This window comes from Aneurinibacillus sp. XH2, from assembly GCF_001439585.2.
GTDB lineage: Bacteria > Bacillota > Bacilli > Aneurinibacillales > Aneurinibacillaceae > Aneurinibacillus > Aneurinibacillus thermoaerophilus.
Map to the genome: position 1 here is coordinate 3,570,692 of NZ_CP014140.1, position 26,809 is coordinate 3,597,500.

The following is a 26,809-nucleotide window of genomic DNA, read 5'->3' on the forward strand; positions in this document are numbered from 1 at the left end:
AAAACAGGGCAATAGCCCTGTTTTTTCTATATTCTTATCCATATTCACGATGCTTTATAGCTATACTTGCGATACTGCGCGAACTTCCAAGTACTTCTCCAACTTTCTTTTTACGCGTTGGAGAGCGTTATCAATCGATTTGACATGACGGCTTAAATCAACAGCAATCTCCTGGTATGAGCGCCCATCCAAATACAAAAGCAAAACTTGTTGTTCCAAATCACTCAAAATTTCGCTGATTTTATCCTCAATGTCGTCATATTCTTCCTGATTAATGATCAACTCTTCTGGATCCGTCACTTTCGTGCCGCAGATAATATCCAGCAAAGTACGATCTGAGTCTTCATCATAAATAGGCTTGTCCAACGAGACGTAGGAATTAAGAGGAATATGTTTCTGTCGAGTGGCTGTTTTTATCGCAGTAATTATCTGGCGCGTAATACACAATTCAGCAAACGCTTTAAAGGAAGCAAGTTTATCCCCTTTAAAGTCCCGAATTGACTTATAAAGCCCAATCATACCTTCCTGCACAATATCCTCACGGTCGGCGCCAATCAAAAAATAGGAACGAGCTTTCGCACGCACAAAATTCTTGTACTTGTTAATCAAGTACTCAAGCGCATCACTGTCACCTGACCTTACAAGATCCACAATTTCCTCATCGTGCAAAGCATCATAGCGGGTATGGTCTGCAGCCAAACATCATCCCTCCGACCTGCCGTTATGCATCAGATAAAGCAATTATATATTATGTAACCTTTACCGTCAATGAAGTTAACCATCTCCACGGCGCCACTTTTCGAATTTTTTTTTAATTTCATCACTAAGGATAATTCCTCTTCCCTTTGGCTGCTGTTTTGTTTCGCGCACTTTCTCTCTAATATCGCGATGAATTTGCTGCATTTCCCGCCACAGCTCGCGCGCTGATTTACGTAAAGCGCCATAACCGAATGTCACCCTCTGTTCTGTATAATCTGACGTGGCGACATAAATTTGACGACGACGACCAGATAATTCGAATACTAAACGTTCGATACACTCATCCGCTGTTTCCTTTTCTTTTGTATAGCGAATATCGAGGCGATACTCCCGCAGTTTCTTGCCCATGCCTTTTACGTTATGGGCATCAAACACAACGATAACGCGCGCTCCGGTAAATCCTTGATAATCGGCCAGCCAGCCAAGCAAATCGTCCCTCGCCTCTTCGAGGCTAATTTTCTTCTTTTCCTTCAGCCGCTTCCAATCCCCGATCACGTTGTAGCCATCAACAATTAGTATTTCTTCCATCACCGATCATCCTTATTTAGCTAATGGATGACGCTGGCGGTATACTTCATACATCAATAAGGCACTCGCAACAGACGCGTTCAAAGAAGTGACGCGGCCTACCATCGGCAACTTTACCGTAAAGTCGCATTTTTCCTTGACAAGACGGCTCATGCCTTTTCCTTCACTGCCAATTACCAAAGCAACTCCCATATCAAAACGCGCTTCACGGAATTCTTTTTCTCCCGAAGCATCCGTACCTATTACCCAAATATTGTGCTTTTTGAGCTCATCAATCGTGCGAGCAAGATTGGTGACGCGGGCAACCGGTACATACTCAATTGCTCCAGCTGATGTTTTAGCCACGGTGGAAGTTAATCCGGCAGAACGCCGCTTTGGAATAATTATGCCGTGAACGCCGGTCGCATCAGCCGTACGTAAAATGGAGCCAAGGTTGTGCGGATCTTCAATTTCATCCAACAGTACGAGAAAGGGCGGTTCTCCAGACGTTTCCGCTCTATGTAAAATCTCGTCCAATTCTACGTAATCGTAAGCGGCTACGTACGCCAGTACGCCCTGATGACTTTCTCCTTCCGCCGCTTGATCAAGCTTTTTGCGAGGAACAATTTGTACGGTGACACCCGCTTTTTTGGCCAGTGCTATTACCTGATTGGCGGCTCCTTTTTGCGAATTTTCCGCAATCCATATTTTATTGATGGAACGCCCCGAACGCAACGCTTCCAGGACGGGATTTTTTCCGACGATATATTCACTCATGGCAAACCCCTTCTTATTCTTTGGTTGGAGCGGCCAAGCCGCTATCTACCCACTCAAGCGCATAAGACAAAATTTCGTCTAAACGCTTTTCCTGCCTAGTTAAATATAAAAAACCAAGCAACGCTTCAAAACCAGTGCTGAGTCTGTATTCAGCAATATTAGCATTTTTCGGAACGGTTGCCGACTTAGCGTTACGTCCCCTCTTTAGCACAGCCTTCTCTTCTTCGGTCAACCGTTCCCAAATACCTTCTACGATGCTGGCCTGCGCTTTGGCTGAAACATAGCGCACGGCGGCACGTTGCAGCAAATTCGGCTTTACCTCACCCGCCGCAATCAAATGCTGGCGGACGCGAACCTCCAATACTGCATCTCCCATGTACGCAAGGGCAAGGGCATTGATTTGTCTTGGATCTCTCGTCAGTTTATCTTGTTTCATACTGCGCCTCTATCCTTGCGTTTATTTGCGATGCCAGCGCGTGCCTTGCGGCGTATCCTCGATAATAATTCCCATCTCTTGTAATCGGTTCCGAATTTCGTCCGCCCGAGCAAAGTTTCTCACTTTACGTGCCTGTGCCCGCTCCTCAATTAACGTATTAATTTCTTCATCGGATGGGCCCGACATATTCTGTTCCGCTTCCCCAAAGGTAATGCCAAGCACGTCTCCCAATTCTGCAAATAAAGCAAGATAAGCTGCGCCGATTTCTTTTCTTAACACATTCGCTGCCATCATCTGATTCACTTCACGCACCATATCAAACAACACCGTGATAGCGTCAGCCGTATTAAAGTCATTATCCATTTCTTCGATAAAACGCTGGCGAAAACTGTCTACCCGTTGCTTTTCTTCTTCCGTGGCGGCCTCGTCCACCGCTGAATCCAGATGATGCTTCAGATTGCGCACAGCTGTATCAATACGCTCCAGAGCGTTTGCCGCCTGCCGCAAAAGCGCATCGCTAAAGTTAATCGGGTTGCGGTAGTGCGCCCCTAGCATAAAGAAGCGAATAACGCGCGCTGGATAATTCTCACGCAGTTTTTTTACCAGAATCACATTTCCAAGCGATTTGGACATTTTTTCGTTCTCAATATTAATATATCCATTATGCATCCAGTACTTTGCCATTGGATGGCCTGTCAGGCTCTCCGTTTGCGCGATTTCGTTTTCATGATGCGGAAATATAAGATCGTGACCTCCACCATGGATATCGAAAGTTTCGCCGAGATATTTCATTGACATCGCTGAACATTCAATATGCCAGCCCGGCCGACCTTTGCCCCATGGGCTTTCCCAACAAATTTCCCCCGGTTTCGCACCTTTCCAAAGCACAAAATCAAGCGGATTCTCTTTCTTATCGCTCACTTCAATGCGGGCACCCGCCTGCAATTCTTCAATGTTTTGGTACGAGAGCTTGCCGTATTCCGCAAAGGAAGCTGTACGGAAATAAACATCTCCGCTTGCTACATACGCATGCCCTTTTGCGATTAAGTCTTCAATGAAGGCGATAATTTCCGGGATGTGCTCCGTCACTTTTGGGTGGACGTCTGCCTTCTTTACACCGAGCGCCCGCACATCTTCTTCAAACGCTGCAATAAACATGTTTGCAACTTCTTCCACGCCCATGCCGCTTTCCTCGGCCTTTTTAATAATTTTATCATCTACATCGGTAAAGTTTTGAACGTACGTTACTTCATAGCCACGGTATGAGAAATAACGACGCACTACATCAAACACAATGGGTGGACGGGCATTTCCGATATGAATAAAGTTATACACCGTCGGCCCGCAAACGTACATTTTCACTTTGCCCGCCTCAAGCGGAACAAACTCTTCTTTTTTACGGGTCAGCGTATTGTATATTTTAATGCTGCTCATGGGCTTGTCGACTCTCCTTTAGTTGTTTTACTTCTTGTCTCAAGGTATCAATTTCTCGCTGCATCGAGCGCAACACTTCGCCGATTGGGTCCGGCAAATTAGTATGATCAAAGTCATGGTTTACCCTTACACCATTCTGAATAACGATGCGACCAGGAATACCGACAACTGTAGAATTCGGCGGCACTTCCTGCAACACAACCGAACCAGCTCCGATTTTTGAATTGTCGCCGATTTTCATCGAGCCGAGCACTTTCGCCCCGGAAGCGATCAGCACATTATTGCCAATCGTAGGATGACGCTTGCCCTTTTCTTTACCTGTACCGCCGAGAGTCACTCCCTGATAAAGCGTTACATTGTCGCCAATTTCGCAAGTTTCTCCGATAACGACGCCCATACCATGGTCAATAAACAGCCCTTTCCCGATTTTCGCCCCAGGGTGAATCTCTATACCGGTTAAGAAGCGGGCAAACTGCGAAATCACCCGCGCCAGTGTGTAGAACTTCCTTTTCCATAAACGATGGCTTAAGCGGTAAAACCAAATAGCATGCAATCCTGAGTACGTAAGGAGTACTTCCAGCGCGCTACGCGCTGCGGGGTCCCGCTCCATTACCGCACGAATATCTTCCCGCAACGTTTTAAGCATACTTCCACCCCTTCCATTCCTAATATTACCAATAAAAAAGCCTCCATAGCCAAATAATGGCTACAGAGGCGGTAATTTTCCGCGGTTCCACTCTGTTTCGCTCTGCTTAAAAAAGCAAAGCGCGCTCAAACCCGTAACGCGGGACACGGAGTCTCCTACTATAAAATGGTTCAGAGACCCGGCTCACGGATGCATTTCCGAAAACGAAAAGCAGAGCCGCTTCCAGCACGGTACATTTTATCATACCGGCGGCTTTCTCTGGTGCCTTTCTTCCTTTTCGTACTTCTTCCGTTCCTTGCCATTATCTTTATTTTGCAATTTTCTCGTAGTTGTTTATCACATTTTGCACACGTGAAACCACTTTGTCACGGCCGAGAAGGAATAGTGTCTGATTTAGGTCTCGCCCATGTGTAAGGCCGGTAGTAGCAACACGAACGGGCATGAACAACTTCTTACCTTTCTGGCCGGTTACCTTTTGCACAGCCTTCAGTGCTTCTTTAATTGTATCAGGCGTATATTCTTTAAGCGTCACCAACTCTTCATGGAACGCCTTCATAACATCTGGAACCTGCTCGTCTGAGAGCACTGCTTTCGCTTCTTCATCGTATTGCACTTCGTTTTCAAAGAATAGAGAGGCAAGCCCTGTAATCTCGGCCGCATACTGTAATTGCTCCTGATACAGGGCAACCACTTGCTTTGCCCATTCATACTGATCTTCATTCAGCTTCTGCGGCAGCTGCCCGGCTTTTTGCATATGCGGAATACAAAGCTCAGCAATACGCTCTACAGGAGCTTGCTTAATATAATGGTTATTCATCCAATTTAACTTATGAATGTCAAAGATAGCCGGTGACTTGGATACACGACTTAGTGAAAATTTATCAATAAGCTCTTCGCGGGTGAAAATTTCCCGTTCTTCTTCAGGCGACCATCCGAGCAGCGCCAGAAAGTTCATCAGTGCCTCTGGCAGATAGCCGAGGTCGCGGTATTGCTCGACAAATTGAATAAGGGACTCGTCCCGTTTGCTCATCTTCTTCCCGTCCGGATTTAGAATCAACGCCACATGTGCAAATTCCGGCGCCTCAAAGCCGAACGCTTCATAAATCATCAGCTGGCGCGGCGTGTTTGAAAGATGTTCTTCGCCACGGATAACGTGTGTAATTTTCATAAGATAGTCATCAATAACCACGGCAAAATTATATGTCGGAATCCCGTCCGGACGGGCAATGACGAAATCTCCAATACCATTTGATTCAAATTTTACTTCACCACGAATATGATCATGTACAATGTATTCCCGGTTTTCTGGTACGCGAAAACGAATAGAAGAAGTCCGCCCTTCCGCTTTGTACGCCTCAATTTGTTCCGGGGCCAGATGACGGCATTTTCCCGAATAGCGCGGCGTTTCACATCTTGCTTTCATCGCCTCACGCTCTGCATTCAGCTCTTCTTCCGTACAATAGCAATGATAGGCTTTCCCTTCTTCTACCAGCTTGTCAATATACTCCTTATAAATATCCAGCCGATCCATGGAACGATATGGGCCTACACCGCCGTCTTTATCGATGCTTTCGTCCCACTCCGTTCCAAACCAGCGAAGGCTTTCGATTAATTTCGCTTCTGCCTCTTCCACATTCCGCTTCCGGTCCGTATCTTCGATGCGGACAATGAAGTCGCCACCGTGATGACGAGCGAACAAATAGTTAAACAGCGCCGAACGGGCACCCCCGATATGTAAATGTCCGGTTGGACTCGGTGCAAACCGAACGCGGACTTGTTTCGACATGAATGGCCACCATCCTTCAAAAATTTAGCTCCATCTATTATAATCCTTCTTTTTGCAACAATACAACAGCCATTGCGGCCACTCCTTCGCCACGGCCCGTAAAACCAAGCTGTTCTGTCGTGGTCGCCTTCACGTTTACCCTTTCTTTATCCGTTTCCACACAAGTAGCGATAACTTCGCGCATTCGTTCTATATATGGAGCCATTTTCGGCTGCTGAGCAATAATGGTCGCATCCACATTCCCCATGATATATCCTTTTTCTTTTACCAGCTTCCAGACATCCTGAAGCAACACGCGGCTATCCGCATCTTTGAACGTCTGATCGGTATCTGGAAAGCGCTTGCCAATATCCCCTAATCCCAAAGCACCCAAAATCGCATCCGTAATCGCATGCAGCAAAACATCCGCATCCGAATGGCCCAGAAGCCCTTTTTCGTGAGGAATTTCCACACCCCCAACGATAAGCCTGCGGCCTGCCGCCAGCTGATGAACATCAAATCCTTGTCCTACTCGTATCATCGCCCGTCTCCTTTCTCCGCTCCAAAATCGCTTCTCCGAACACCAAATCTTCTGGAGTCGTAAGCTTAATATTCGTATACTCTCCTTCAACAATATGCACAGTCTGTCCCATGCGCTCCAGCAACGAGGCATCATCCGTACCAATAAAGCCTTCCTCGCGCGCCCGCTCATGCGCACGGATAATATCAGACAGAGCAAAAGCTTGTGGCGTTTGCACAGCCCACAAGCTTTTTCTTGGCGGTGTGTCCACCACGATTCCTTCTGCATCCGTCCGTTTAATCGTGTCTTTGACAGGAACGGCGAGGATGGCTGCTCGCTTAGCACGGAGCGCTTCTATTAGTTTCAGCAGCGTCGGACGGGTAAGAAAAGGCCGCGCACTATCGTGAATCATGACATATTCGACAGAACGGAGAGCTTTAAGACCAAGATACACGCTGTCCTGGCGCTCCGCTCCGCCTGGAATGACACGAACCCCTCGATAGCCACGGAGCAACTCCTGCGTGCATTCCATATCTTCTTCAGCCGTTACAACGATAATTTCCTTCACATGTTCAAGCCCGATAAACAGAGAGAGCGTATGAAGCAGGACCGGTTTTCCGCCCAGTTCGATAAATTGTTTTTTCACCGATCCGCCCATTCGCTTACCCTGTCCAGCGGCTGCGATAACCACACCTATATTCACTTTCATCCACTCATTTCTTACAGCGCTTTTTCCATTAATTTCGGCTTCGCGAAAATCATGCGGCCAGCCGACGTCTGCAAAACGCTAGTTACAATCACGTCAACAAACGAACCGATATAATCCCGCCCGCCTTCGACAACGATCATCGTTCCATCATCCAAGTACGCGACACCTTGGCCATTTTCTTTTCCGTCCTTAATAACCTGCACATGCAGTTCCTCACCCGGCAACACTACCGGTTTTACCGCATTGGCCAAATCGTTAATATTCAACACAGATACACCCTGAAGCTCACATACCTTATTTAGATTAAAGTCGTTTGTCACGACCTTTCCTTTCATCACTTTAGCAAGCTTAACCAGCTTGCTGTCAACTTCGCTAATTTCCTCGAAATCTTGATCTGTGATAATAACCTTTACTTTTAATTCTTTTTGAATTTTGTTCAAGATGTCAAGACCACGTCGCCCTCTGTTGCGCTTAAGCGTGTCAGATGAGTCTGCAATATGCTGTAGCTCTTCTAGCACGAATTCAGGAATCACAAGCGCCCCTTCAAGAAATCCTGTTTTACAAATATCTGCAATCCGTCCGTCAATAATTACGCTTGTATCCAAAATTTTATATTCGGTCTGGTTCGGCTCTTGTTTTTCTTCCTTCTTTTTCTCACCTTTAAAACGACCAATCGAAAATACGGACATAATTTCATCACGTTTTCGCAACCCTACCTGAAAACCAATGTATCCGCATAGTACAGAAATAAGCAACGGAAGCAATCTCGCCACAATTGGGATAGGAATGCTATTAATGGGAAGAAAAAGTAAAAAAGCCACAATAAGTCCAATGATAAGCCCCATGGCTCCAAACAAAACATCCGTAATCGGTAGCTTAATCAGTGTTTCTTCACTGCGTTTGATAATCTTTACAATGTACTCTGTCGGCCAAGAAGTAATCAAGAAGAAGAGCATAGCCCCGAGTACCGCACTGATATACTCCACGCCGGGGATTGTACCAATATGGATGAGCGAACTCAAAAGCCCGAACAAATCAGAACCGAATTGATAGCCCAATCCCGCACCGACCAAGAGAAAAAACAGTTGAATGATTCGTCTAACCATACCTTCACCTCCTCAAAATGATTCATATTCCATTATAGTCATATCTACCGAATAAAAAACGATGAAAAAACAAAAACTGTATAAATATGGATTTTATTTTTTTCTTTTACTCTTTCTTACGAGGAAATAACGACAAAAGTTACAGGAAAAAAAGGAAAAGCTTCTCGTAGAGAAGCTTTCCCCTCTAACTATTGACAACACGCTCAAGCAGATCTGTTGCCTGCTCTTCATTAATATTTTTAACAAGCACAAGCTCGCTTAACAATATCTGTCGGGCATTGTCCAGCATTTTTCGCTCTCCCGTCGACAGCCCTTTTTCTTTCTCCCTGCGCATCAGTTCACGGACAACATCCGCTACCTCATAAATATCACCTGTACGCATTTTTTCCATATTCTTACGGTATCTGCGATTCCAACTCATGGACGTGTCAAGCTCGCCGTGTCGCAAAATTTCCATGACACGCTCAAGAGCCTGAACATCCACGACTTCGCGAATACCAAGGTTCTTCACTTTCTCCATCGGGATCATGATCTGCATATTGCCGACGGGCATCTTCATAATATAGTACTGCTGTTTCTCACCAAGGATTTCCTTCTCCTCAATGGCCTCAATAATACCTGCGCCATGCATAGGGTAAACAATCTTATCTCCGATTCGAAACAACAACCCCACCCCCAACAGAGTATCCATTTCTAATATATCATAACGCCCATTTTTTGTCAACATTTTAAAATTTATAATCATATCATATATAATATAATCATGTCAATAAATATGTCAAATTAATTTTATATTAAAAATTTGCAACCAAAAAAAGACCGGACAAGCATCCGGTCTTTCTACAAATTAATAATTTCTTCTTCCGTATTCTCACGCCTGCGTTTTCTTCGCATACGTTTAACGTTTTTCTTCACACCATAAAGCGCATAAAATACAAGCGGGATAAATACAACCATCGGAAACTGTGCTGGAAAACGCACGGCCATGATCGCAGCAATCAGGACAACAAGAGGGGTGACCCAGTAGGCCGAACGCGGAATCCCTACCTTTTTAAAGTTGGGATACTTAATGTTGCTTATCATAAGATAAGAAAGTCCTAACATACTTAGTACAAGATAAATCGGCGGAAAAGCGTTGTGATACAAAGCCAACGTTGCCAATACGCCACCTGCCGCCGTAATGGGTAATCCTACAAAATATCCCGTATTGCCGCTCGTAGAGGAATTAAAACGCGCTAGACGAAGAGCTCCACAAATTGGAAACAGTCCAGTCAGCAAAATCCCAGTCCATCCCATATCACCAAGCACAACGACATACATAATTAAAGCCGGTGCCACTCCAAATGTCACGATATCGGAAAGAGAATCTAACTCTTTGCCAAAATCGCTCTGCGCGTTTAGCATACGAGCAAGACGACCATCCAAACCATCAAATACCATACCGATAATAACCATGATAGCCGCGTAGCTCAAATCAGTCGGTTCCCCACGGAAAGCTAGCAGCATTGCAATAATTCCCAGAAACAAGTTGCCTACTGTAAACAGATTCGGTATCGTCCTCGCTATCATTCTAGACTTTTTACCTCCCTGGTACTGTTTCTATCTCTTGAAACAGTCGCCTCTTATTTGAAACCTGTCTGTATCTGGAAAATCCAAAGACAGGCCTCAAACAATTATTTTATTTTATTCCGAATCAAATATGTCTGTCAATAAACACTTGTTCCTGTATCCGTTTTAATCCTTCTTTAATTGCACGGGCGCGCACTTCACCGATTCCTTCCACATCGTCTAATTCCTCAATCGTTGCCATCATAACCCGCGGCAAACTAGAAAACTCCTCAATCAAATTATTTACAATAGAAGCCGGCAGGCGAGGAATTTTGCTTAAAATCCGATAGCCGCGCGGAAAAACTGGCTCATCACTCAAATTCGCACTCGGGGTGTATCCGAGAATCTTGAGAATGTTTACCGGTTCAAGCAATTCATCACCGGATAGCTTGTGCAATTGCATCAGTACATCTTCTGGATCAACATCATCTCCAAGACGGCAATAGTCTTTAATTAACAAATAGGCATCATCCTCGATGTTAGATACAAGCTCTTCCATTTGCATACTGATAAGGCGTCCCTCAGTCCCCAGTTCATTAATATATTTAATAATCTCCGATTTAATGCGCAGTACCATCTCGATTCTCTGTACAACAAGCGCCACTTCATGGAGTGTTACAAGTTCTTCGAATTCGAGGGCACCCAAGTTGGTCAATGCCTGATCGAGCACAGATTTATATTTTTCCAGCGTTTGAATAGCCTGGTTCGCCTTGGTCAAAATGACTCCAATATCTTTGAGCGAATAACGATACGGCCCGCGGTACAACGTGATCACGTTACGTCGTTGTGAAATAGAAATTACAAGCTGTCCGGTTTGCCGCGCCACCCGCTCCGCCGTCCGATGCCGGATTCCTGTTTCCATAGATGGAATCGAAGAGTCAGGAATTAACTGCGTATTAGCATATAAAATTCTTTTCGCGTCCTCGCTTAAAATAATAGCCCCATCCATCTTGGCAAGTTCATACAGATTAGCTGGAGTTAAATCACAGTTGATAGAAAATCCTCCGTCAACGATTGTCTGTACCGCCGGGGTATTTCCAATAACAATCAACGCGCCTGTTTTGGCTCGGAGAACATTTTCTAGTCCTTCACGAAGGGGCGTGCCCGGCGATACAAAGCAAAGTACATCACTAATAAATTGTTCACGCTTGTTGTCTGTTGCCATTATTATCCTCCCAACGCCTCCCGCAACGCTTCGGCCACGGTCTGCACCCCAATAATTTCAATTCCGCTCGGATGCTCCCAGCCCATGACATTCTTAGCGGGAATAATTACACGCTTAAATCCTAATTTTTGCGCCTCCCTGACGCGCTGCTCAATACGGGAAACTCCACGAACTTCCCCGGTTAGTCCCACCTCTCCGATTACTACATCATAAGGTTGGGTTTGTCTATCACGAAAACTGGAAGCGATACTTACCGCTACTGCAAGATCAATCGCCGGTTCATCCAGACGGACGCCTCCCGCCACATTCACGTATGCGTCCTGATTCTGCAAAAGCAATCCGACACGTTTCTCCAGCACCGCCATAATCATAGCAATTCGATTATGGTCGACTCCGGTGGCCATCCTTCGCGGCGTAGCGAAACCGGTCGGCGTAACAAGTGCCTGTAGTTCCACCAATACGGGACGGGTTCCTTCCATACTGGCGACAACTGTAGACCCGGCCACACCTAGCGATCGCTCAGATAGAAACATCTCAGAAGGATTTATCACTTCTTTTAATCCATTCTCTCCCATTTCAAAAATCCCAATCTCATTCGTAGAACCAAAGCGGTTCTTAACCGCACGGAGGATTCGGTACGTATTATGCCGTTCCCCTTCAAAATAAAGTACAGAATCCACCATATGTTCAAGCAAACGGGGACCAGCGATCGCTCCCTGCTTCGTAACGTGTCCGACAATCAAAATTGCAATATCTTTCGTCTTCGCCAGCCTCATCAAATGAGCTGTGCACTCCCTTACCTGGGCAACGCTTCCAGGAGCCGACGTAATATCCGGATGGAAAATGGTCTGGATTGAATCCAAAATGACGACAGCAGGCATAAGTTGAGAAATTTGCTGCTCCAGTAAAAACAAATCCGTCTCGGCGAGAACATATAAATTCGGACTGTCCGCGCCCAGTCGTTCGGCGCGCAGCTTAATCTGTTTCGCCGATTCTTCACCAGAAATATACAATACTTTATGGTTGTTGTTTGCCAATTCCTGTGAAGCCTGAAGCAAAAGCGTTGATTTTCCAATTCCAGGATCGCCACCCACAAGCACGAGCGAACCCGGTACCACGCCCCCGCCCAACACACGGTTTAACTCACTAATATTCGTTGCCAGGCGCGGTTCATCTTCTCCTACAATGGTTGTAATGGGCACAAGTCGACTTGTTCCTATTGATACACCACGGCGTGCTGGTTCGCCAGGTTTCGTTTTTTCTTCCAATTCTTCTACCATTGTATTCCATTTCCCGCAACCTGGGCATTTGCCCATCCATTTCAGGGATTCATAACCACACTCTTGACATACATATTTCGTTTTGTATTTTGCCATACTTCTCTTCTCTTCTTTCTTCAATATTTTCTTGCTATATATGTCAAACTCCTGCTTTGTTGAGCATTTCCTAACCATTATTCTATAAAGAAAACTCAGCTAGTGCCAAGCCTTAACGCAAGCTAACAAGCTTAGCCATACACTTTCCTATTCACATAAAAAGACTCTCCTGAGCAAAGCATACTTTCTCAAGGAGAGCCTCTTCTGTATTTTATCGTTCGCGTTTTACGCGTCGTCTCTTTACTTAGAGACAGACTCGCTCGCTTTTTCCACCATTAATTCGCCATTTACCACATCAATTTTTACAGTGTCGCCTTTCTTAATATTTCCAGTTAGCAACTCTTCCGACAGGCGGTCTTCGATGTGACGCTGAATCGCGCGGCGCAGCGGACGAGCACCAAACGCCGGATCGTATCCTTCTTTTGCTAGGAATTTCTTCGCTTCCTCAGTGAGGACAAAGTCAATATCCTGTTCGTTCAGGCGTTTACGCAGCTGTTCCGTCATAAGTAGAACAATTTCCGCAATATGCGTTTCTTCCAAAGAATGGAATACAATCAATTCGTCAATCCGATTTAGGAATTCCGGACGGAAATTGCGTTTCAATTCCGCAAGTACCCGGTCTTTCATGTTTTCATAATGTTTTGTGCTGTCCGGCGTTGTAAAGCCAAGCGTTGTGTTTTTCTTAATCAAATCGGCCCCAACATTGGAAGTCATGATAATAACCGTATTGCGGAAGTCTACTGTTCGCCCTTTGGAGTCAGTTAAACGACCATCTTCAAGCACTTGTAGTAGAATATTGAATACTTCAGGATGTGCTTTTTCAATCTCGTCCAACAGCACCACAGAGTACGGTTTACGGCGCACTTTTTCGGTTAGCTGCCCCCCTTCGTCAAATCCGACATATCCCGGAGGCGCTCCAACCAGACGAGAAGTAGAATGTTTCTCCATATATTCGGACATGTCGATGCGAATCATCGCATCTTCGTCACCGAACAACGCTTCTGCAAGAGCACGAGCCAACTCAGTTTTGCCGACACCTGTTGGTCCCAGGAAAATGAAGGAACCAATTGGGCGTTTCGGATCTTTCAATCCGGCACGTGCTCGGCGTACAGCCCGGGAAATGGATTTTACCGCTTCCTCCTGACCAATTACACGCTTATGCAAAATTTCTTCCATTTTCAACAAGCGTTCGGTTTCTTCTTCTTTCAATTTCACAACCGGAATGCCGGTCCAGCTTGCTACAACAGCTGCAATATCTTCCGGAGTCACTTCAGAGTCAGTTTGACCTTGTTTTTCCTGCCATTCGTTCTTCGTTCTCTCAAGCTCTTCACGTAGCTTCTGCTCTTTGTCACGCATGGAAGCCGCTTTTTCGAACTCCTGACTTTGCACAGCCGCGTCTTTCTCTTTGCGAACTTCCTCAAGCTTCTGCTCAAGCTCCTTCAAGTTCGGTGGAATTGTGTATGATTGCAAACGTACTTTCGATGCCGCTTCATCAATCAAGTCAATCGCTTTATCCGGCAGGAAGCGGTCGGAAATGTAGCGGTCAGATAAATATACAGCCTGGCGAATCGCTTCATCTGTAATCTTAACACGGTGGTGCGCTTCGTAACGGTCACGCAGACCAAACAGAATTTGCACCGCTTCTTCTGGTGTTGGCTCGTCTACCTGAATCGGCTGGAAACGACGTTCCAAAGCCGCGTCTTTTTCAATATACTTGCGGTACTCATCCAATGTTGTCGCACCGATGCACTGCAACTCACCGCGAGCCAAAGACGGTTTCAGAATATTGGAAGCATCAATTGCGCCTTCCGCGCCGCCTGCACCAATAAGGGTGTGTAGCTCATCAATAAATAAAATAATATTGCCTGCCTGACGAATCTCATCCATAATTTTCTTTAGACGGTCTTCGAATTCACCCCGATATTTCGTGCCAGCAACAACCGTCCCCATATCAAGCGTCATCACACGCTTATTGCGAAGGGTCTCCGGAATCTCGTTGCTCACGATACGCTGGGCCAATCCTTCCACAACTGCAGTTTTACCAACGCCCGGCTCCCCGATAAGAACCGGGTTGTTCTTCGTACGGCGACTAAGCACTTGAATGACACGCTCAATTTCCTTAGAGCGTCCGATAACAGGATCCAGGCCGCCTTCGCGCGCCACCGCCGTTAGGTCGCGTGCCAAACTATCGAGCGTAGGCGTATTGACTGCCGCACTGCTTGAGTTTTGCTGGTGCGAAGACATCGCTTCACTGCTACCCAGCAATTGAAGCACTTGCTGGCGCGCTTTGTTCAAGCTTACGCCTAAATTGTTAAGCACGCGCGCTGCCACACCTTCGCCTTCACGGATTAAGCCGAGCAGGATATGCTCCGTACCAACGTACGTATGACCTAATTTTCTTGCTTCATCCATTGAAAGCTCAATAACTTTTTTGGCGCGCGGCGTATAATTGATATTGGTCGGCTGTTCGCCGCCGCGACCGATAAGAGCTTCAACTTCACCCTGGATTTTATCAAGGCCAAGCCCCAACGCTTGCAGGGCTTTCGCCGCAATACCGTCCCCTTCACGGATTAGGCCAAGAAGAATATGTTCAGTTCCGATATTTTTATGACCTAGACGAACCGCTTCTTCCTGGGCAAGCGCCAAAACTTTCTGCGCTCTTTCCGTAAAACGACCAAACATCATAAAACAAACACCTCCGAATGAAGTATAATTATTCTTTACTGCTTATTCCATCGCTGACTTTAACCGCTCCCGGATTAGACGCGCCCGGCGCTCATCACGGGAATCAGGCGTCAACTGCTGGCCTGCATATTGCTGCAAAAATCCCGGTTGTGTCATAACCATCAATTCATTCATGACGCTTAGCGGCACATTTCTAATAATGTCCAAATCAATGCCGAGTCTTACGTCGGAAAGCCGTTCTGCGGCTTCCTTTGACTCAATAGTGCGCGCATTGGTCAGAATGCCATATGAACGGCACAAGCGATCCTCTAGTTGCAGTCTGCGATTCTGCATTAAATATTCGCGCGCTGCGCGTTCCTGATCGATAATCTGCCGCGCGACACTGATAAGATTCTCGATGATTTCCTCCTCAGATTGCCCAAGCGTAATTTGATTGGAAATCTGGAATAGATTTCCTACAGCTTCGCTGCCTTCGCCATATAGCCCTCTTACTACTAACCCTACCTGTGTAATTGCGGACAAAATGCGGTTAATTTGCTGGGTTAGCACAAGGGCCGGCAAATGCATCATGACTGAAGCGCGAATGCCGGTTCCGACATTGGTCGGACAACTGGTGAGAAAACCCCGCCGTTCGTCAAAAGCAAAGTCCAGATACTTTTCAAAAATATCATCCACCCTATCCGCCACTTTCCATGCTTCTCTTAACTGAAGTCCAGAAAACAGGCACTGGATACGCAAATGGTCTTCTTCATTGACCATAATGCTAATGGCTTCGTTTTCACTAAGAATAACAGCGCCTTTGCGCGATTCGGAAAGCAAGTTTGGACTAATAAGATGCTTCTCCATCAGCACGCGCTTCTGTAACGGAGTCAAAGTGTCCATCCGTATCATTTCAAAGTTTTCTTGTTGTTTAAACGCCTCATCCTGCATGGCCTGCTCCACTCTTCCCAGAACCTGCTCCAGCTGCGAATCTGTGGCCAGCATAGGAAATGGCTGGTCTTGTAAATTCCGGGCCAATCGTACCCGGCTGCTGATGACAATATCGGCATCCTGGCCGTCGCCATTCATCCATTCACTTACCGCATTGGTTATAAACTTCTGGAAAGACATATGTTTTCCCTCCTACAAACCTGCGATTTGTTGCTCTAGTTCACGAATCCGATCCCTCAGCTTTGCCGCTTCCTCAAACTCCTCGCGCTCAATACGCTTCCGTAGCTCTTCCTTAAGTCGGTCCACTTCTTTCTTTAATTTGATCGCTCCTCCCGAGCGTTCAGGTACCTTGCCGCTATGATGTGTATTGCCGTGCACGCGGCGGAAAAGCGGGTCAAGCTTTTCTTCGAACGCTTTATAACAATTGCTACAACCGAATCTTCCGCTTTTGCTGAATTGAGCATATGTTAACCCGCACTTCTCACAACGTAGTGGCGCTTCCTGTTGTACCTTAAACGCATTAACACCAGGTTCGGCGTTGTTTAATAATCCGGATAACAGATGATGAATCGAAAAGTTGTTTATACCACCAGGGAACATATCCCCTTTTTCTTGCGCGCATACTTCGCAAATATGAAATTCTGTCTTTTCTCCGTTAACAATTTTGGTGAAATGCAGCGTTGCCGGACGCTGTTGACATTCCTGGCAAATCATATCCACTTCCCTCCCGAGTACACATATTTCTATAAGCTAATAAATAAAAATCGTGGTCAGCATCGCCCGGAGAATCTCCGCGCGAAGACGATCCCGGAGCGGAACCGGGACAGCCGACAGGACTTTTCCGGTCGCCGCTTTCATCATCTGCATTTCTTTTGGTAAAATGATACGTTCTTCCCGTAACCGTTCAATAATATTTTCGCAGGCAGTAGCGGTTATACTCTCTCCGATCGTTTCCATTAGCACATTGTAAAAGCGCTGATTATCAATAAATTCAACTTTCCGGATGCGGATATAGCCGCCACCACCCCGCTTACTTTCCACAATATATCCTTTCTCTACTGTAAACCGGGTGCTGATTACGTAATTAATCTGGGAAGGCACACATTGGAACTTATCAGCTAATTCGCTGCGTTGAATTTCAATCGCACCATTGCTTTGCTGCAATATTTTTTTCAAATGCTGCTCAATGATGTCCGATATGTTCCTCATGTACACACCTCCTTCACCGGTTCGCTTTTTCTTCGATTTGACTTTGACTTTCTTTGACTTTAATTATAATGACATTTTAAAAAAAATGCAAGGGATTGTACTTTTATTGTTGACCTATTTTCTTGTTCCTATTCTTATATAACCTTTTTTATCCCTATAAAAAAACCTGAAGCAAACTTACTTCAGGTTCTCCGTGAACGTTTCGATCAGCAGCAAAATGTCATAGAAGAAGAGGCATATTGTCTATACAAAGAAGGCAACCCAAACTCAAAGAAGGAGAGGGCTGCCGATATTTTATCCAAAACGACCGGTGATATAATCTTCCGTTCTTTTATCCTGAGGATTAGTAAAGATCGTTTCTGTCTGGTCAAATTCAATCATTTCTCCGAGGAGGAAGAATGCTGTGTAATCGGATACGCGCGCTGCTTGTTGCATGTTATGCGTTACAATGATAATAGTATATTTCTTTTTCAACTCAAACAGCAATTCCTCTACTCTCTGCGTGGAAATCGGGTCCAAGGCGGAAGTCGGTTCATCCATAAGCACGACTTCCGGCTCCACCGCCAGCGTCCGGGCGATGCATAGGCGCTGCTGTTGACCGCCGGAAAGTCCCATCGCATTTTTGTGTAAACGATCTTTTACTTCGTTCCATAATCCTGCTTGTGTCAAACAACGCTCTACGATCTCATCCAGCTTCTTCTTATCTTTAAAACCGTTAATACGCAGACCGGCCGCCACATTGTCATAAATCGACATCGTCGGAAATGGATTCGGCTTCTGGAATACCATACCTACCTGCTGACGTACCGTTACCGGGTCGCGATCCGGACCGTAAATATTTTCTCCCTCCAGCAAGATTTCGCCTTCTACTCTTGCGCCTTCGATCACTTCGTGCATCCGGTTAATCGCACGCAGAAATGTCGATTTACCGCAGCCTGAAGGGCCAATAAACGCGGTTACTTTATTTTTTTCAATGGTCATGTTGATATTTTTTATGGCGTGAAAATCCCCATACCATAAATTTAGGTTTCTTGCTTCAATCATTGGTCTCCACCTCGTATCTTCTATCGCTTTCTTGTAATCAGACGCGCTGATACATTCAGAACTACAACAATCAAAATTAACGTCAGCGCGCCGGCCCATGCCTGCGCCTGCCATTCCGCGTATGGGGAAATCGCGTAGTTAAATACAAGCACTGGCATCGAAGCAATCGGTTCATTCAGCGACTGACTCCAATACATATTCCCGAACGCCGTGAACAACAGCGGCGCCGTCTCACCCGATACGCGGGCGATGGCGAGCATAATGCCAGTAATAATGCCGCGCAACGCGGTTGGTAAAATAATAAGCATAATAACACGCCACTTTGGAATTCCAAGTGCAAGCCCCGCCTCGCGGATATGGTTCGGTACTAGCTTCAACATTTCTTCCGTCGTGCGCGTTACTGCTGGAATCATAATAAATGCCAGCGCTATGCCACCCGCATACGCGGAGAACCCACCCATCGCAAGCACGACGAGCGCATAAACCACGATGCCGATGACAATGGAAGGAATACCCAGCATAATATCAGTCAAAAAAGAAACTAGCTTACCAAAACGGTTGCGACCATATTCCGAAAGAAAAATACCAGCCATTAGTCCTACTGGAATACCGATGGCAGATGCTAAACTAATAAGCGTGAACGTACCTATAATACCGTTCGCCATACCACCGCCGGCTTCTCCGGGAGGAGCGGGCAATTCAGTGAAGAACGCAAGATTTAAAGCCGAAAAACCTTTAACGATAACATATCCTAAAATGCTGAACAAAGGGGTCAGTGCCAAGATCATACTGATAACAGTCAGCGTAATCATGAATCCGCTGAACATGCGGCGGCGCCCCAGATTGGCGCTTAACTTATTTACTTTTTGTTTTTTCATATTTTCTAATACCGTTTCCATCATTTCGCCTCCTGTACGCCTTTAGACGTTGACCACACGAGGAAGCGTGCAAAAATATTGACCAACAAAGTAACACCAAACAGCAAGAAGCCAATCTCAATTAATGTAGATATATAAATGTCAGAGGAGGCTTCATTAAATTCATTAGCAATGACGCTCGCCATCGTGTAGGCGGGGTCAAATATTGAATCCGGAACTTCCGGTCGATTTCCGATAACCATAGTGACAGACATCGTCTCGCCGATGGCGCGGCCAAGGCCGATAATCATCGCGCCGAGAATGCCTGAACGCGAATATGTTAATACAGCTGTACGAATCATTTCCCATTTCGTCGCGCCTAAAGCCAAAGCAGCTTCACGTTGCGCGTTAGGAACAACCATCAATACTTCGCGAGAAATGGAAGCGATAGTCGGGATAATCATAATAGCTAAAATCACACCCGCGGTAAAAATCCCCACCCCGAAGGACGGACCCGCAAAAAATGGAATAAACTTTCCTAACGTGTTAATAAATAAAGGGGCGATATACTCGCGAATAATCGGAGCAAGCACAAAAATGCCCCATAAGCCGTATACGATAGAAGGAATAGCCGCCAAAAGCTCGATTAAGAAACCTACGATATCCCGAAACCATTTCGGGGCAATCTCAACAAGGAAGATAGCAATCCCCACGCTAATGGGTGTTGCGATAACCAATGCAAGAAGTGAAGAAACAATGGTTCCATAAATGAAGGGCCATGCACCAAACTGTTCAGCTACCGGATCCCAATTCGAACTAAACAAGAAGTCGAGACCGTACTTTTCAATGGCAAAGCTTGACCCGCGAAACATTTCCCATACCATAATGCCAAGCAAGGCAATAATGGAAAAACCAAAAATATACGCGATGCCTTTAAACAATTGATCTCCATATCTTTTCTTCAAGGATTACACTCCCCATTCTCTTGAAAAAAGCGGCAAAAAACTCCGCGGAGTTTTTTGCACGCTTTTCCTTGTGCTTCTTCATTATTTAAGAACCGGTTGCCCATCTACTTTTACTTTTTTCAACTGCTCCACGCACTTATCTTGCAATTCTTTCGGCAGCGGCGCATACTGCAAATCAGACGCAAACTTCTGCCCGTCCGTTACAACCCACTTAAGCATGGTCAGCATTTTTTCTGCTTTTGCTTTATCCATTTTCAGATCTTCCGGAACAAGCGCCCAAGTTGTACCGACAATCGGATAGCTGTCTTTGCCAGGCTGATTGTTCAGTTCCACTTTCAAATCTTCCGGAATATTCGTCAGCGCGCCTTTTGCGGCAGCTGTTACAGATTCGAGAGACGGAGCCACGAATTGGCCTTCTTTGTTTTTAATTTGCGCGGCGGTCATATTGTTCTGGATAACATATGCCAGCTCGATATATCCAATAGAACCCGGAGTGTTTTGTATCTGTCCTGCTACACCTTCGTTACCTTTTGCGCCGGTACCAACATTCGCCCATTTGATGGATTTGCCTGTCTGTTCTTTTGACCACATATCCGGAACTGCTTTATTCAGATATGTTGTAAAGATATGAGTCGTACCCGAACCATCGGAGCGGTGTACTGGGAAAATATCCGCATTAGGAAGTTTTACACCTTTGTTATTCTCCATGATTTTTGGATCGTTCCACTTTTTGATTTTGCCGTTATAAATGTCGGCAAGGTTTTCTGGAGTCAATTTCAGGTCTTTTACACCTTCAAGATTGTATGCAATCGCTACGCCACCAAGCGTTACTGGAATATGCAGCACGTTACCGCCGGCAGCTTTAATTTCATCTTCTTTCATCGGAGCGTCAGAAGCAGCGAAATCAACCGTTTTGGCTGTCAATTGCTTAATGCCGCCACCGGAACCGATCGCCTGATAGTTCACTTTTACATCAGAGTGTTCTTTGGAATATTCGCTGAACATTTTGGAGAATAACGGATTTACAAAGCTGGAACCCGCGCCATTTAACAAACCTGCATTCCCATCGCCGGAAGATTGTTCTCCTCCTGCTGCAGCTTCTTTGTTTCCTTCCGGTTTTAAGCTTTGGCCAGAAGAGCCACACGCCGCGAGAGAAAACATCATCACGAGCGCAAAAAGTAGTACGCCGAGCTTCTTCAACTTCACTGCGAGAATCCCCCTTAAGATTTTTGGTAAAATGGTTTTACTTTTTCTTTTGTGTTGAATAATTACGTTGTTCATAATAATCGAGGAATACAGGCACAACAAGGTGTTTTACACGATCTTTAACCTATCTTTACAAAGTGTTTACACCGTTAAAAATACAGGCTTTACTAGCATCATCCCACCTTGGAAACTACTTGTTTCTCTTTGCTTTTGTGAACCTGAGAACGAATTGTAAATTTAATGTTAAGAAATATGTAAACAAAAAAGAGTGCTTGCGTCATACAAGCACTCCGTATTTTTTCCTGATTATGCAAAATAAGATTTGCTATATAGGGTAAAATTATCCATACAGTCATGATCTGGCTCATAGCCGATTCCCGGTTTCTCTGGTACAGTAATCCATCCGTCTTCCACCGTGACTTCCGGTGTAATAATGTCTTTTTCCCAATAGCGGGAAGAAGCAGCTGTGTCGCCGGGGAGAATGAAGTTAGACAATGTAGTAATGGCCACATTGTGCGCACGACCGATTCCTGCTTCCAACATACCGCCGCACCAAACCGGAATATTGCGCTCTTTGCACAGGTCATGTATTTTCCTCGCTTCCGTCAATCCTCCTACGCGACCAATCTTGATGTTAATAACGCCGCAGCTTCCCAGTTTGATAGCTTTGCGTACGTCTTCAACAGAATGAATGCTCTCATCAAGACAGATCGGAGTTTTTAGTTGCGCCTGTAATTCGGCATGATCAACAATGTCATCATGTGCAAGCGGCTGTTCAATCATTGTAAGATTGAACTCGTCAAGAGCTTTGAGTCGCTCTGCATCTGCCAGTGTATAGGCAGAGTTCGCGTCAGCCATAAGCTGAATGTCTGGAAAACGTTCACGAACGGCGCGTACCACTTCTACATCCCAGCCAGGCTTAATTTTCACTTTAATTCTCTTATACCCTTCTTGTACATATTTTTCGACAAGCGATAACAATTCATTCACCGATTCCTCGATTCCAAGGCTGATACCGACCTCGATTTTTTTCTTTTCTCCACCTAGCGCTTTCGCAAGCGGAATCCCTTGTTGTCTAGCATATAAATCCCAAATGGCGCCCTCAATCGCCGCTTTGGCCATGTAATTGCCCCGAATAGGCTTAAAGCGTTCTTCATTCAATTCATCCGGATGAGCAATCGGTTTTTCAAGTACAAGCGGAATTAAGAAGTCTTCAAGAATGTGCCAATTTGTTTTGACGGTTTCTTCTTTATAGAAAGGTTCAATCGCCGCAACAGACTCTCCCCATCCCGATAATCCATCTTCGCTTTTTGCTTCTACTACAATAAACTCCTTATCATATTCGGTGCCCAAGCTGGTGGTAAATGGTCGCAGCATCCGCATTTTCATGTGACGCAAAATGATTTGTTTGATTCTCATACCATACACTCCCCTTTTTTATGTAGTACATAAAAATGAACCGGCGCTTCTTTATCGTTCCGGATAACATCTGTTACCGCCCAGCCCTCACAAAACAAACGGGCGAATACTTCCCGCGCCGCCTCCCGCCAAGCAATGGCGAGTGGCTTATTTCGCCGCTTGATTTGCTGAAAGTAGGCAGGAACCGGAACATAGAGAACATGATTCTCTTGCAGTTGTCTCCAGTCTGCCTTTCCTGGAACAGGATCATTGTGTATATCTGTTCTCCAATCCATAAGGAATTTTTTGGGGATTTCAGCTTTTGGTGTCAATTCACCTTTCGCTCTTCGTGCCACTCGTTCACTTCGGATATGCCATTCTACTTGAAAACGATCGGATGCGATCCCACTGTTCAATGAGTCCTGCATATTTCCGTAACAATTTTCTATATATGTGGAACAAACCGCACCCAGCTTATGGATGTTAAGATATCCATTCACCAATTCAAGCGGGTCATATGTCCATGTAACAAGGTCATATCCGAGCTTAAGCGCCTCCTCACGCTGGGCCCATTTCAGCTTTTCACCGATTTTCATATGGCGAAAATCTGGATGTGTACCTAACATATGCGAACAAACATATGCCTTTTGACCATTATAACCTGCAAAACTATATTGAAAACCCACGAGCCTCTCTCCCACAAAAGCCCCCAGAACGATTCCACCATGCTTGGCTGCCGTTAGCATTTGGTCTACCGGCATGGGTGTATCGGTTTGCCAAATTTGCTTTTCCAGTTCCGTAATTCGTTCGATTTCCTCAACGGTATTCATCGCAAGAATCGTAAGCTGATCCTTCATTTTGCCCCCCCTTTTTCAAAGGTATGAACAACGGCACGCGCCATAATTCGCGCACCAGAAATCAGCGCTTCCCGATTAAACGTCATGTGCGGATGATGCAGTCCTGGTTTAAGCCCGCACCCTAAACCCAGCATTGTGGCTTTAATGCGGGGACGCTCAAGCGTATAAAAATGGAAATCCTCCCCGCCAGGCGTAATAACATCTGGCGCCGTATTTTCTGCTCCAAGCACATCTTCGATCGCCTGTTTCATAAACACTTTCGCCTCTTCAGCAACTTCGGCCGCCGCGGTTCTGCCTTCCGGCCAAAGTGTAATTCGAGCGCCAAACATCGCCGCCGTATGACAAGCAACTGTCTGTATTTTTTCATATAATTCATCCAGCACTGCATTGGACTGTGTTCGGACATCAAGCGTAAACTTTGCGTAATCAGGGATAATATTACTACTTCCTTCATCTCCAGCATGCAAGCTTGTCATCTTCACCGTGGAGGGAATCATCGGATTAATGTGAATGTCTTGAATCGCCCGCAGCAAAGCCGATGCTACTTCGATCGCATTTACCCCCAAATGCGGACGCGCACCGTGCGCTGTCGTGCCGTGAATTTCGCCGCGTACAAGAAGGGTAGCTCCGTTGTATATTGCTGGTGACGCCTTCCCGTCTGGAAGTTCCTGTATCGGGCGCAGATGCACGCCGTACAAATAATCGACATCATCTGCAACGCCTTTCTCGACCATTTTTAAAGCGCCGGCCCCCATTTCTTCAGCCGGCTGGAAAATAACTTTTATTGTGCCATCTGGGATGAATCCGCTTATTTTCAGAAGTTGAACTGCCGAAAGCACAACCGTCATATGAGCGTCGTGCCCACAAGAATGGTTTGCCCTCCACTTTCCATCGACAGCTTGCCACAACGCATCAATATCGGCTCGCAACGCCACGGTTAATGATTTTCCATCCGTACTTCCAGAAGATAGGTTTTCCCATATCCCGACAACCCCTGTGCAATCGGAAAAAGTAATGGTCTTGAGGCCAAGAGAATGAAGTTTCTTTACTAAAAATTCTGTAGTTTTAACTTCCTTCCAGCTAACTTCCGGATTTGCGTGAAGGTGAGCAAAAGTCTGCATAATTTCCGGATACAAAGCCTGGGCTTCCGTTTTCAAATCACTCACGATTCTCCCCCTTTTCCAGATATACACGTTCGTACGTTTCTTCGTACCGCGTGAGCTTCTCGGTAATTTCTATGTTTTTCTCAATCGATATTGCAGTAACCAATGCGTTTAATAAAGAAAAAAGCGCCGGTATAGAATCGAGTGTAGACTCGGTTACAGCTACAGGAAGAACAAAGTTACTATAACGGCTTATAGGAGCTACAGGGCTATCTGTAATTCCAATAATACAGGCCTCTTTTTCTTTGGCAAAACGGGCTAACCGCAATGTTTCCTTTGCATAGCGCCGAAAAGAGAGCGCCAGAACCACCCAATTCCGGTCCATTTCCGCTATCCATTGAGCCATATCATCCGTGTCTGGACGATAAAGCCTGGTCCCACCACGCAAAAGGTTAAGGGTATAAGATAACCAAGATGCTGGCGCGTAGGATGTACGATGGCCGACAACGAGAATGTTAGATGCCTGTTTAAGGTAATGAACAGCCTCTCGAAAGGTTGAGCGCGACAACTCTTTAAACGTTTTCTCGATATGGAACATATCATTTTTCATAATTTCATCAAGAATATCCGTCTGATTATCCTGCGCATTCTCAGCGATCGAAGAGGATTTTCTGTGCAAATACAGAGTATAATTCGATTCAAGCAGTTCATTCCAGACAGCCTGCTGCATTTGAATAAAGCTTTCAAAGCCAACAGCATGGCAAAAACGAATAACCGTCGTTTCACTGACACCAGCTTTTTTGCCGATTTCAGCCGCTGTATTTTTTGAAAATTCATGCGCATTATCTAGCACATATCGGGCCACCTTTTTCTGGCCAGCAGTTAAATTATGAAAAACGTTGCTGATCTTTTCTCGAAAAGACATGTTCATGCTCCTCCAATAAAGAAGCTATTACTTCATATTCTAATATTTATGAAGTATATACTTCATAAATGAGTATAATAAATTTTCTGTATTTAGGCAAGAGAAATTAATATGCGTTTTTTACAAAAAATTTTAGAAGTGTGCCTTAAAATAAAAAACTTAAAAACAAAAATAATCCCTTATCCAGCTTACAATTGGATAAGGGATTATTTCTATTATACCTTGAAAACTGAATCAGAAGAAACATGACGCACAGGACATCCAGTCTATCTTTGGTTAAGCCCTCGACCGATTAGTATTCGTCAGCTCCACGTGTTGCCACGCTTCCACCTCGAACCTATCCACCTCATCATCTATAAGGGGTCTTACCAGCTTACGCTGTGGGAAATCTCATCTTGAGGGGGGCTTCACGCTTAGATGCTTTCAGCGCTTATCCCGTCCGCACATGGCTACCCAGCTGTGCTCCTGGCGGAACAACTGGTGCACCAGCGGTGCGTCCATCCCGGTCCTCTCGTACTAAGGACAGCTCCTCTCAAATTTCCTGCGCCCACGACAGATAGGGACCGAACTGTCTCACGACGTTCTGAACCCAGCTCGCGTACCGCTTTAATGGGCGAACAGCCCAACCCTTGGAACCTACTTCAGCTCCAGGATGCGATGAGCCGACATCGAGGTGCCAAACCTCCCCGTCGATGTGGACTCTTGGGGGAGATAAGCCTGTTATCCCCAGGGTAGCTTTTATCCGTTGAGCGATGGCCCTTCCATGCGGAACCACCGGATCACTAAGCCCGACTTTCGTCCCTGCTCGACTTGTAGGTCTCG

The 26,809-nt window shown here is 45.6% G+C and carries 26 protein-coding genes, 1 rRNA gene and 1 other annotated feature (1 of these 28 only partly in view); all 27 genes read right to left on the reverse strand.

The window, feature by feature from the left end; translation table 11 throughout:
- Positions 1 to 60: 60 nt before the first annotated feature.
- Positions 61 to 699: an RNA polymerase sporulation sigma factor SigH gene (sigH, locus tag ACH33_RS17935; RefSeq protein ID WP_057897083.1), complete on the reverse strand. Its 639-nt coding sequence runs from the start codon at positions 697 to 699 to the stop codon at positions 61 to 63.
- A 75-nt stretch (positions 700 to 774) separates the two neighbouring features.
- Positions 775 to 1,287, reverse strand: coding sequence for an NYN domain-containing protein (locus tag ACH33_RS17940; RefSeq protein ID WP_057897084.1), 513 nt, complete (start codon positions 1,285 to 1,287; stop codon positions 775 to 777).
- Positions 1,288 to 1,299: 12 nt separating this feature from the next.
- Entirely contained in the window at positions 1,300 to 2,043 is a 744-nt protein-coding gene (gene rlmB, locus ACH33_RS17945) for a 23S rRNA (guanosine(2251)-2'-O)-methyltransferase RlmB (protein WP_057897085.1), read from the reverse strand.
- Between the two features lie 13 nt (positions 2,044 to 2,056).
- Complete coding sequence (locus ACH33_RS17950; protein WP_057897086.1) at positions 2,057 to 2,479, reverse strand: Mini-ribonuclease 3; 423 nt, start codon at positions 2,477 to 2,479, stop codon at positions 2,057 to 2,059.
- A gap of 21 nt (positions 2,480 to 2,500) precedes the next feature.
- Positions 2,501 to 3,913, reverse strand: a complete 1,413-nt coding sequence (cysS, locus tag ACH33_RS17955) for a cysteine--tRNA ligase (protein WP_057897087.1) — start codon at positions 3,911 to 3,913, stop codon at positions 2,501 to 2,503.
- Positions 3,900 to 4,559, reverse strand: coding sequence for a serine O-acetyltransferase (cysE, locus tag ACH33_RS17960; RefSeq protein ID WP_057897088.1), 660 nt, complete (start codon positions 4,557 to 4,559; stop codon positions 3,900 to 3,902). Before cysE ends, cysS begins: the two co-directional genes overlap by 14 nt.
- Positions 4,560 to 4,620: 61 nt before the next feature.
- Positions 4,621 to 4,864: a binding site (T-box leader), on the reverse strand.
- A 2-nt stretch (positions 4,865 to 4,866) separates the two neighbouring features.
- Positions 4,867 to 6,345, reverse strand: coding sequence for a glutamate--tRNA ligase (gene gltX / locus ACH33_RS17965; RefSeq protein ID WP_057897089.1), 1,479 nt, complete (start codon positions 6,343 to 6,345; stop codon positions 4,867 to 4,869).
- Between the two features lie 37 nt (positions 6,346 to 6,382).
- Positions 6,383 to 6,865 carry a 2-C-methyl-D-erythritol 2,4-cyclodiphosphate synthase gene (gene ispF, locus ACH33_RS17970; RefSeq protein ID WP_057897090.1) on the reverse strand — a complete coding sequence of 161 codons (483 nt, stop codon included), beginning with the start codon at positions 6,863 to 6,865 and terminating at the stop codon, positions 6,383 to 6,385.
- The gene (gene ispD / locus ACH33_RS17975) at positions 6,840 to 7,553 is read right to left on the reverse strand and encodes a 2-C-methyl-D-erythritol 4-phosphate cytidylyltransferase (RefSeq protein ID WP_057897091.1); all 714 of its coding nucleotides are present in this window, start codon (positions 7,551 to 7,553) and stop codon (positions 6,840 to 6,842) included. Before ispD ends, ispF begins: the two co-directional genes overlap by 26 nt.
- An 11-nt stretch (positions 7,554 to 7,564) precedes the next feature.
- Positions 7,565 to 8,659: a PIN/TRAM domain-containing protein gene (locus ACH33_RS17980; protein WP_057897092.1), complete on the reverse strand. Its 1,095-nt coding sequence runs from the start codon at positions 8,657 to 8,659 to the stop codon at positions 7,565 to 7,567.
- A 184-nt stretch (positions 8,660 to 8,843) separates the two neighbouring features.
- The gene (locus ACH33_RS17985; protein WP_057897093.1) at positions 8,844 to 9,323 is read right to left on the reverse strand and encodes a CarD family transcriptional regulator; all 480 of its coding nucleotides are present in this window, start codon (positions 9,321 to 9,323) and stop codon (positions 8,844 to 8,846) included.
- 176 nt (positions 9,324 to 9,499) lie between these two features.
- Positions 9,500 to 10,228: a CDP-diacylglycerol--serine O-phosphatidyltransferase gene (pssA, locus tag ACH33_RS17990; RefSeq protein ID WP_057897094.1), complete on the reverse strand. Its 729-nt coding sequence runs from the start codon at positions 10,226 to 10,228 to the stop codon at positions 9,500 to 9,502.
- 124 nt (positions 10,229 to 10,352) lie between these two features.
- Entirely contained in the window at positions 10,353 to 11,432 is a 1,080-nt protein-coding gene (gene disA, locus ACH33_RS17995) for a DNA integrity scanning diadenylate cyclase DisA (RefSeq protein WP_057897095.1), read from the reverse strand.
- A 2-nt stretch (positions 11,433 to 11,434) separates the two neighbouring features.
- Positions 11,435 to 12,808, reverse strand: coding sequence for a DNA repair protein RadA (gene radA, locus ACH33_RS18000; RefSeq protein ID WP_057897096.1), 1,374 nt, complete (start codon positions 12,806 to 12,808; stop codon positions 11,435 to 11,437).
- Positions 12,809 to 13,048: 240 nt separating this feature from the next.
- Positions 13,049 to 15,493 carry an ATP-dependent Clp protease ATP-binding subunit gene (locus ACH33_RS18005; RefSeq protein WP_057897097.1) on the reverse strand — a complete coding sequence of 815 codons (2,445 nt, stop codon included), beginning with the start codon at positions 15,491 to 15,493 and terminating at the stop codon, positions 13,049 to 13,051.
- 42 nt (positions 15,494 to 15,535) lie between these two features.
- A complete protein-coding gene (locus ACH33_RS18010) occupies positions 15,536 to 16,603 on the reverse strand; it encodes a protein-arginine kinase McsB (RefSeq protein ID WP_057897098.1) in 1,068 nt (355 codons plus the stop codon).
- 12 nt (positions 16,604 to 16,615) lie between these two features.
- Positions 16,616 to 17,137 carry a protein-arginine kinase activator protein McsA gene (locus tag ACH33_RS18015; protein ID WP_057897099.1) on the reverse strand — a complete coding sequence of 174 codons (522 nt, stop codon included), beginning with the start codon at positions 17,135 to 17,137 and terminating at the stop codon, positions 16,616 to 16,618.
- A gap of 36 nt (positions 17,138 to 17,173) precedes the next feature.
- Entirely contained in the window at positions 17,174 to 17,632 is a 459-nt protein-coding gene (locus ACH33_RS18020; RefSeq protein WP_057897100.1) for a CtsR family transcriptional regulator, read from the reverse strand.
- A 294-nt stretch (positions 17,633 to 17,926) separates the two neighbouring features.
- Complete coding sequence (gene pstB / locus ACH33_RS18025; protein WP_057897101.1) at positions 17,927 to 18,676, reverse strand: phosphate ABC transporter ATP-binding protein PstB; 750 nt, start codon at positions 18,674 to 18,676, stop codon at positions 17,927 to 17,929.
- A gap of 20 nt (positions 18,677 to 18,696) precedes the next feature.
- Positions 18,697 to 19,578: a phosphate ABC transporter permease PstA gene (pstA, locus tag ACH33_RS18030; protein WP_236781927.1), complete on the reverse strand. Its 882-nt coding sequence runs from the start codon at positions 19,576 to 19,578 to the stop codon at positions 18,697 to 18,699.
- Entirely contained in the window at positions 19,575 to 20,498 is a 924-nt protein-coding gene (pstC, locus tag ACH33_RS18035) for a phosphate ABC transporter permease subunit PstC (RefSeq protein WP_057897102.1), read from the reverse strand. Before pstC ends, pstA begins: the two co-directional genes overlap by 4 nt.
- 81 nt (positions 20,499 to 20,579) lie before the next feature.
- Positions 20,580 to 21,704 carry a phosphate ABC transporter substrate-binding protein PstS gene (gene pstS / locus ACH33_RS18040; RefSeq protein ID WP_204244850.1) on the reverse strand — a complete coding sequence of 375 codons (1,125 nt, stop codon included), beginning with the start codon at positions 21,702 to 21,704 and terminating at the stop codon, positions 20,580 to 20,582.
- A 306-nt stretch (positions 21,705 to 22,010) separates the two neighbouring features.
- A complete protein-coding gene (gene menC, locus ACH33_RS18045) occupies positions 22,011 to 23,123 on the reverse strand; it encodes an o-succinylbenzoate synthase (RefSeq protein ID WP_057897103.1) in 1,113 nt (370 codons plus the stop codon).
- A complete protein-coding gene (locus tag ACH33_RS18050; RefSeq protein WP_057897104.1) occupies positions 23,120 to 23,959 on the reverse strand; it encodes a hypothetical protein in 840 nt (279 codons plus the stop codon). Before ACH33_RS18050 ends, menC begins: the two co-directional genes overlap by 4 nt.
- A complete protein-coding gene (locus ACH33_RS18055) occupies positions 23,956 to 25,116 on the reverse strand; it encodes a M20 peptidase aminoacylase family protein (RefSeq protein WP_057900176.1) in 1,161 nt (386 codons plus the stop codon). The genes ACH33_RS18050 and ACH33_RS18055 overlap by 4 nt, the downstream gene beginning before the upstream one ends.
- Position 25,117: 1 nt before the next feature.
- Positions 25,118 to 25,987, reverse strand: coding sequence for a MurR/RpiR family transcriptional regulator (locus ACH33_RS18060; protein ID WP_057897105.1), 870 nt, complete (start codon positions 25,985 to 25,987; stop codon positions 25,118 to 25,120).
- A gap of 272 nt (positions 25,988 to 26,259) precedes the next feature.
- Positions 26,260 to 26,809 (reverse strand): 23S ribosomal RNA (locus ACH33_RS18065) (it continues 2,386 nt past the right edge of the window).

Bases quoted from the DNA above. Each gene is read 5' to 3' on its own strand.
- ACH33_RS17940 (WP_057897084.1), bottom strand. From the start codon at position 1,287: ATGGAAGAAATACTAATTGTTGATGGCTACAACGTGATCGGGGATTGG.
- rlmB (WP_057897085.1), bottom strand. From the start codon at position 2,043: ATGAGTGAATATATCGTCGGAAAAAATCCCGTCCTGGAAGCGTTGCGT.
- ACH33_RS17950 (WP_057897086.1), bottom strand. From the start codon at position 2,479: ATGAAACAAGATAAACTGACGAGAGATCCAAGACAAATCAATGCCCTT.
- cysS (WP_057897087.1), bottom strand. From the start codon at position 3,913: ATGAGCAGCATTAAAATATACAATACGCTGACCCGTAAAAAAGAAGAG.
- cysE (WP_057897088.1), bottom strand. From the start codon at position 4,559: ATGCTTAAAACGTTGCGGGAAGATATTCGTGCGGTAATGGAGCGGGAC.
- gltX (WP_057897089.1), bottom strand. From the start codon at position 6,345: ATGTCGAAACAAGTCCGCGTTCGGTTTGCACCGAGTCCAACCGGACAT.
- ispF (WP_057897090.1), bottom strand. From the start codon at position 6,865: ATGATACGAGTAGGACAAGGATTTGATGTTCATCAGCTGGCGGCAGGC.
- ispD (WP_057897091.1), bottom strand. From the start codon at position 7,553: ATGAAAGTGAATATAGGTGTGGTTATCGCAGCCGCTGGACAGGGTAAG.
- ACH33_RS17980 (WP_057897092.1), bottom strand. From the start codon at position 8,659: ATGGTTAGACGAATCATTCAACTGTTTTTTCTCTTGGTCGGTGCGGGA.
- pssA (WP_057897094.1), bottom strand. From the start codon at position 10,228: ATGATAGCGAGGACGATACCGAATCTGTTTACAGTAGGCAACTTGTTT.
- disA (WP_057897095.1), bottom strand. From the start codon at position 11,432: ATGGCAACAGACAACAAGCGTGAACAATTTATTAGTGATGTACTTTGC.
- radA (WP_057897096.1), bottom strand. From the start codon at position 12,808: ATGGCAAAATACAAAACGAAATATGTATGTCAAGAGTGTGGTTATGAA.
- ACH33_RS18005 (WP_057897097.1), bottom strand. From the start codon at position 15,493: ATGATGTTTGGTCGTTTTACGGAAAGAGCGCAGAAAGTTTTGGCGCTT.
- ACH33_RS18010 (WP_057897098.1), bottom strand. From the start codon at position 16,603: ATGTCTTTCCAGAAGTTTATAACCAATGCGGTAAGTGAATGGATGAAT.
- ACH33_RS18015 (WP_057897099.1), bottom strand. From the start codon at position 17,137: ATGATTTGCCAGGAATGTCAACAGCGTCCGGCAACGCTGCATTTCACC.
- ACH33_RS18020 (WP_057897100.1), bottom strand. From the start codon at position 17,632: ATGAGGAACATATCGGACATCATTGAGCAGCATTTGAAAAAAATATTG.
- pstB (WP_057897101.1), bottom strand. From the start codon at position 18,676: ATGATTGAAGCAAGAAACCTAAATTTATGGTATGGGGATTTTCACGCC.
- pstA (WP_236781927.1), bottom strand. From the start codon at position 19,578: ATGATGGAAACGGTATTAGAAAATATGAAAAAACAAAAAGTAAATAAG.
- menC (WP_057897103.1), bottom strand. From the start codon at position 23,123: ATGAGAATCAAACAAATCATTTTGCGTCACATGAAAATGCGGATGCTG.
- ACH33_RS18050 (WP_057897104.1), bottom strand. From the start codon at position 23,959: ATGAAGGATCAGCTTACGATTCTTGCGATGAATACCGTTGAGGAAATC.
- ACH33_RS18060 (WP_057897105.1), bottom strand. From the start codon at position 25,987: ATGTCTTTTCGAGAAAAGATCAGCAACGTTTTTCATAATTTAACTGCT.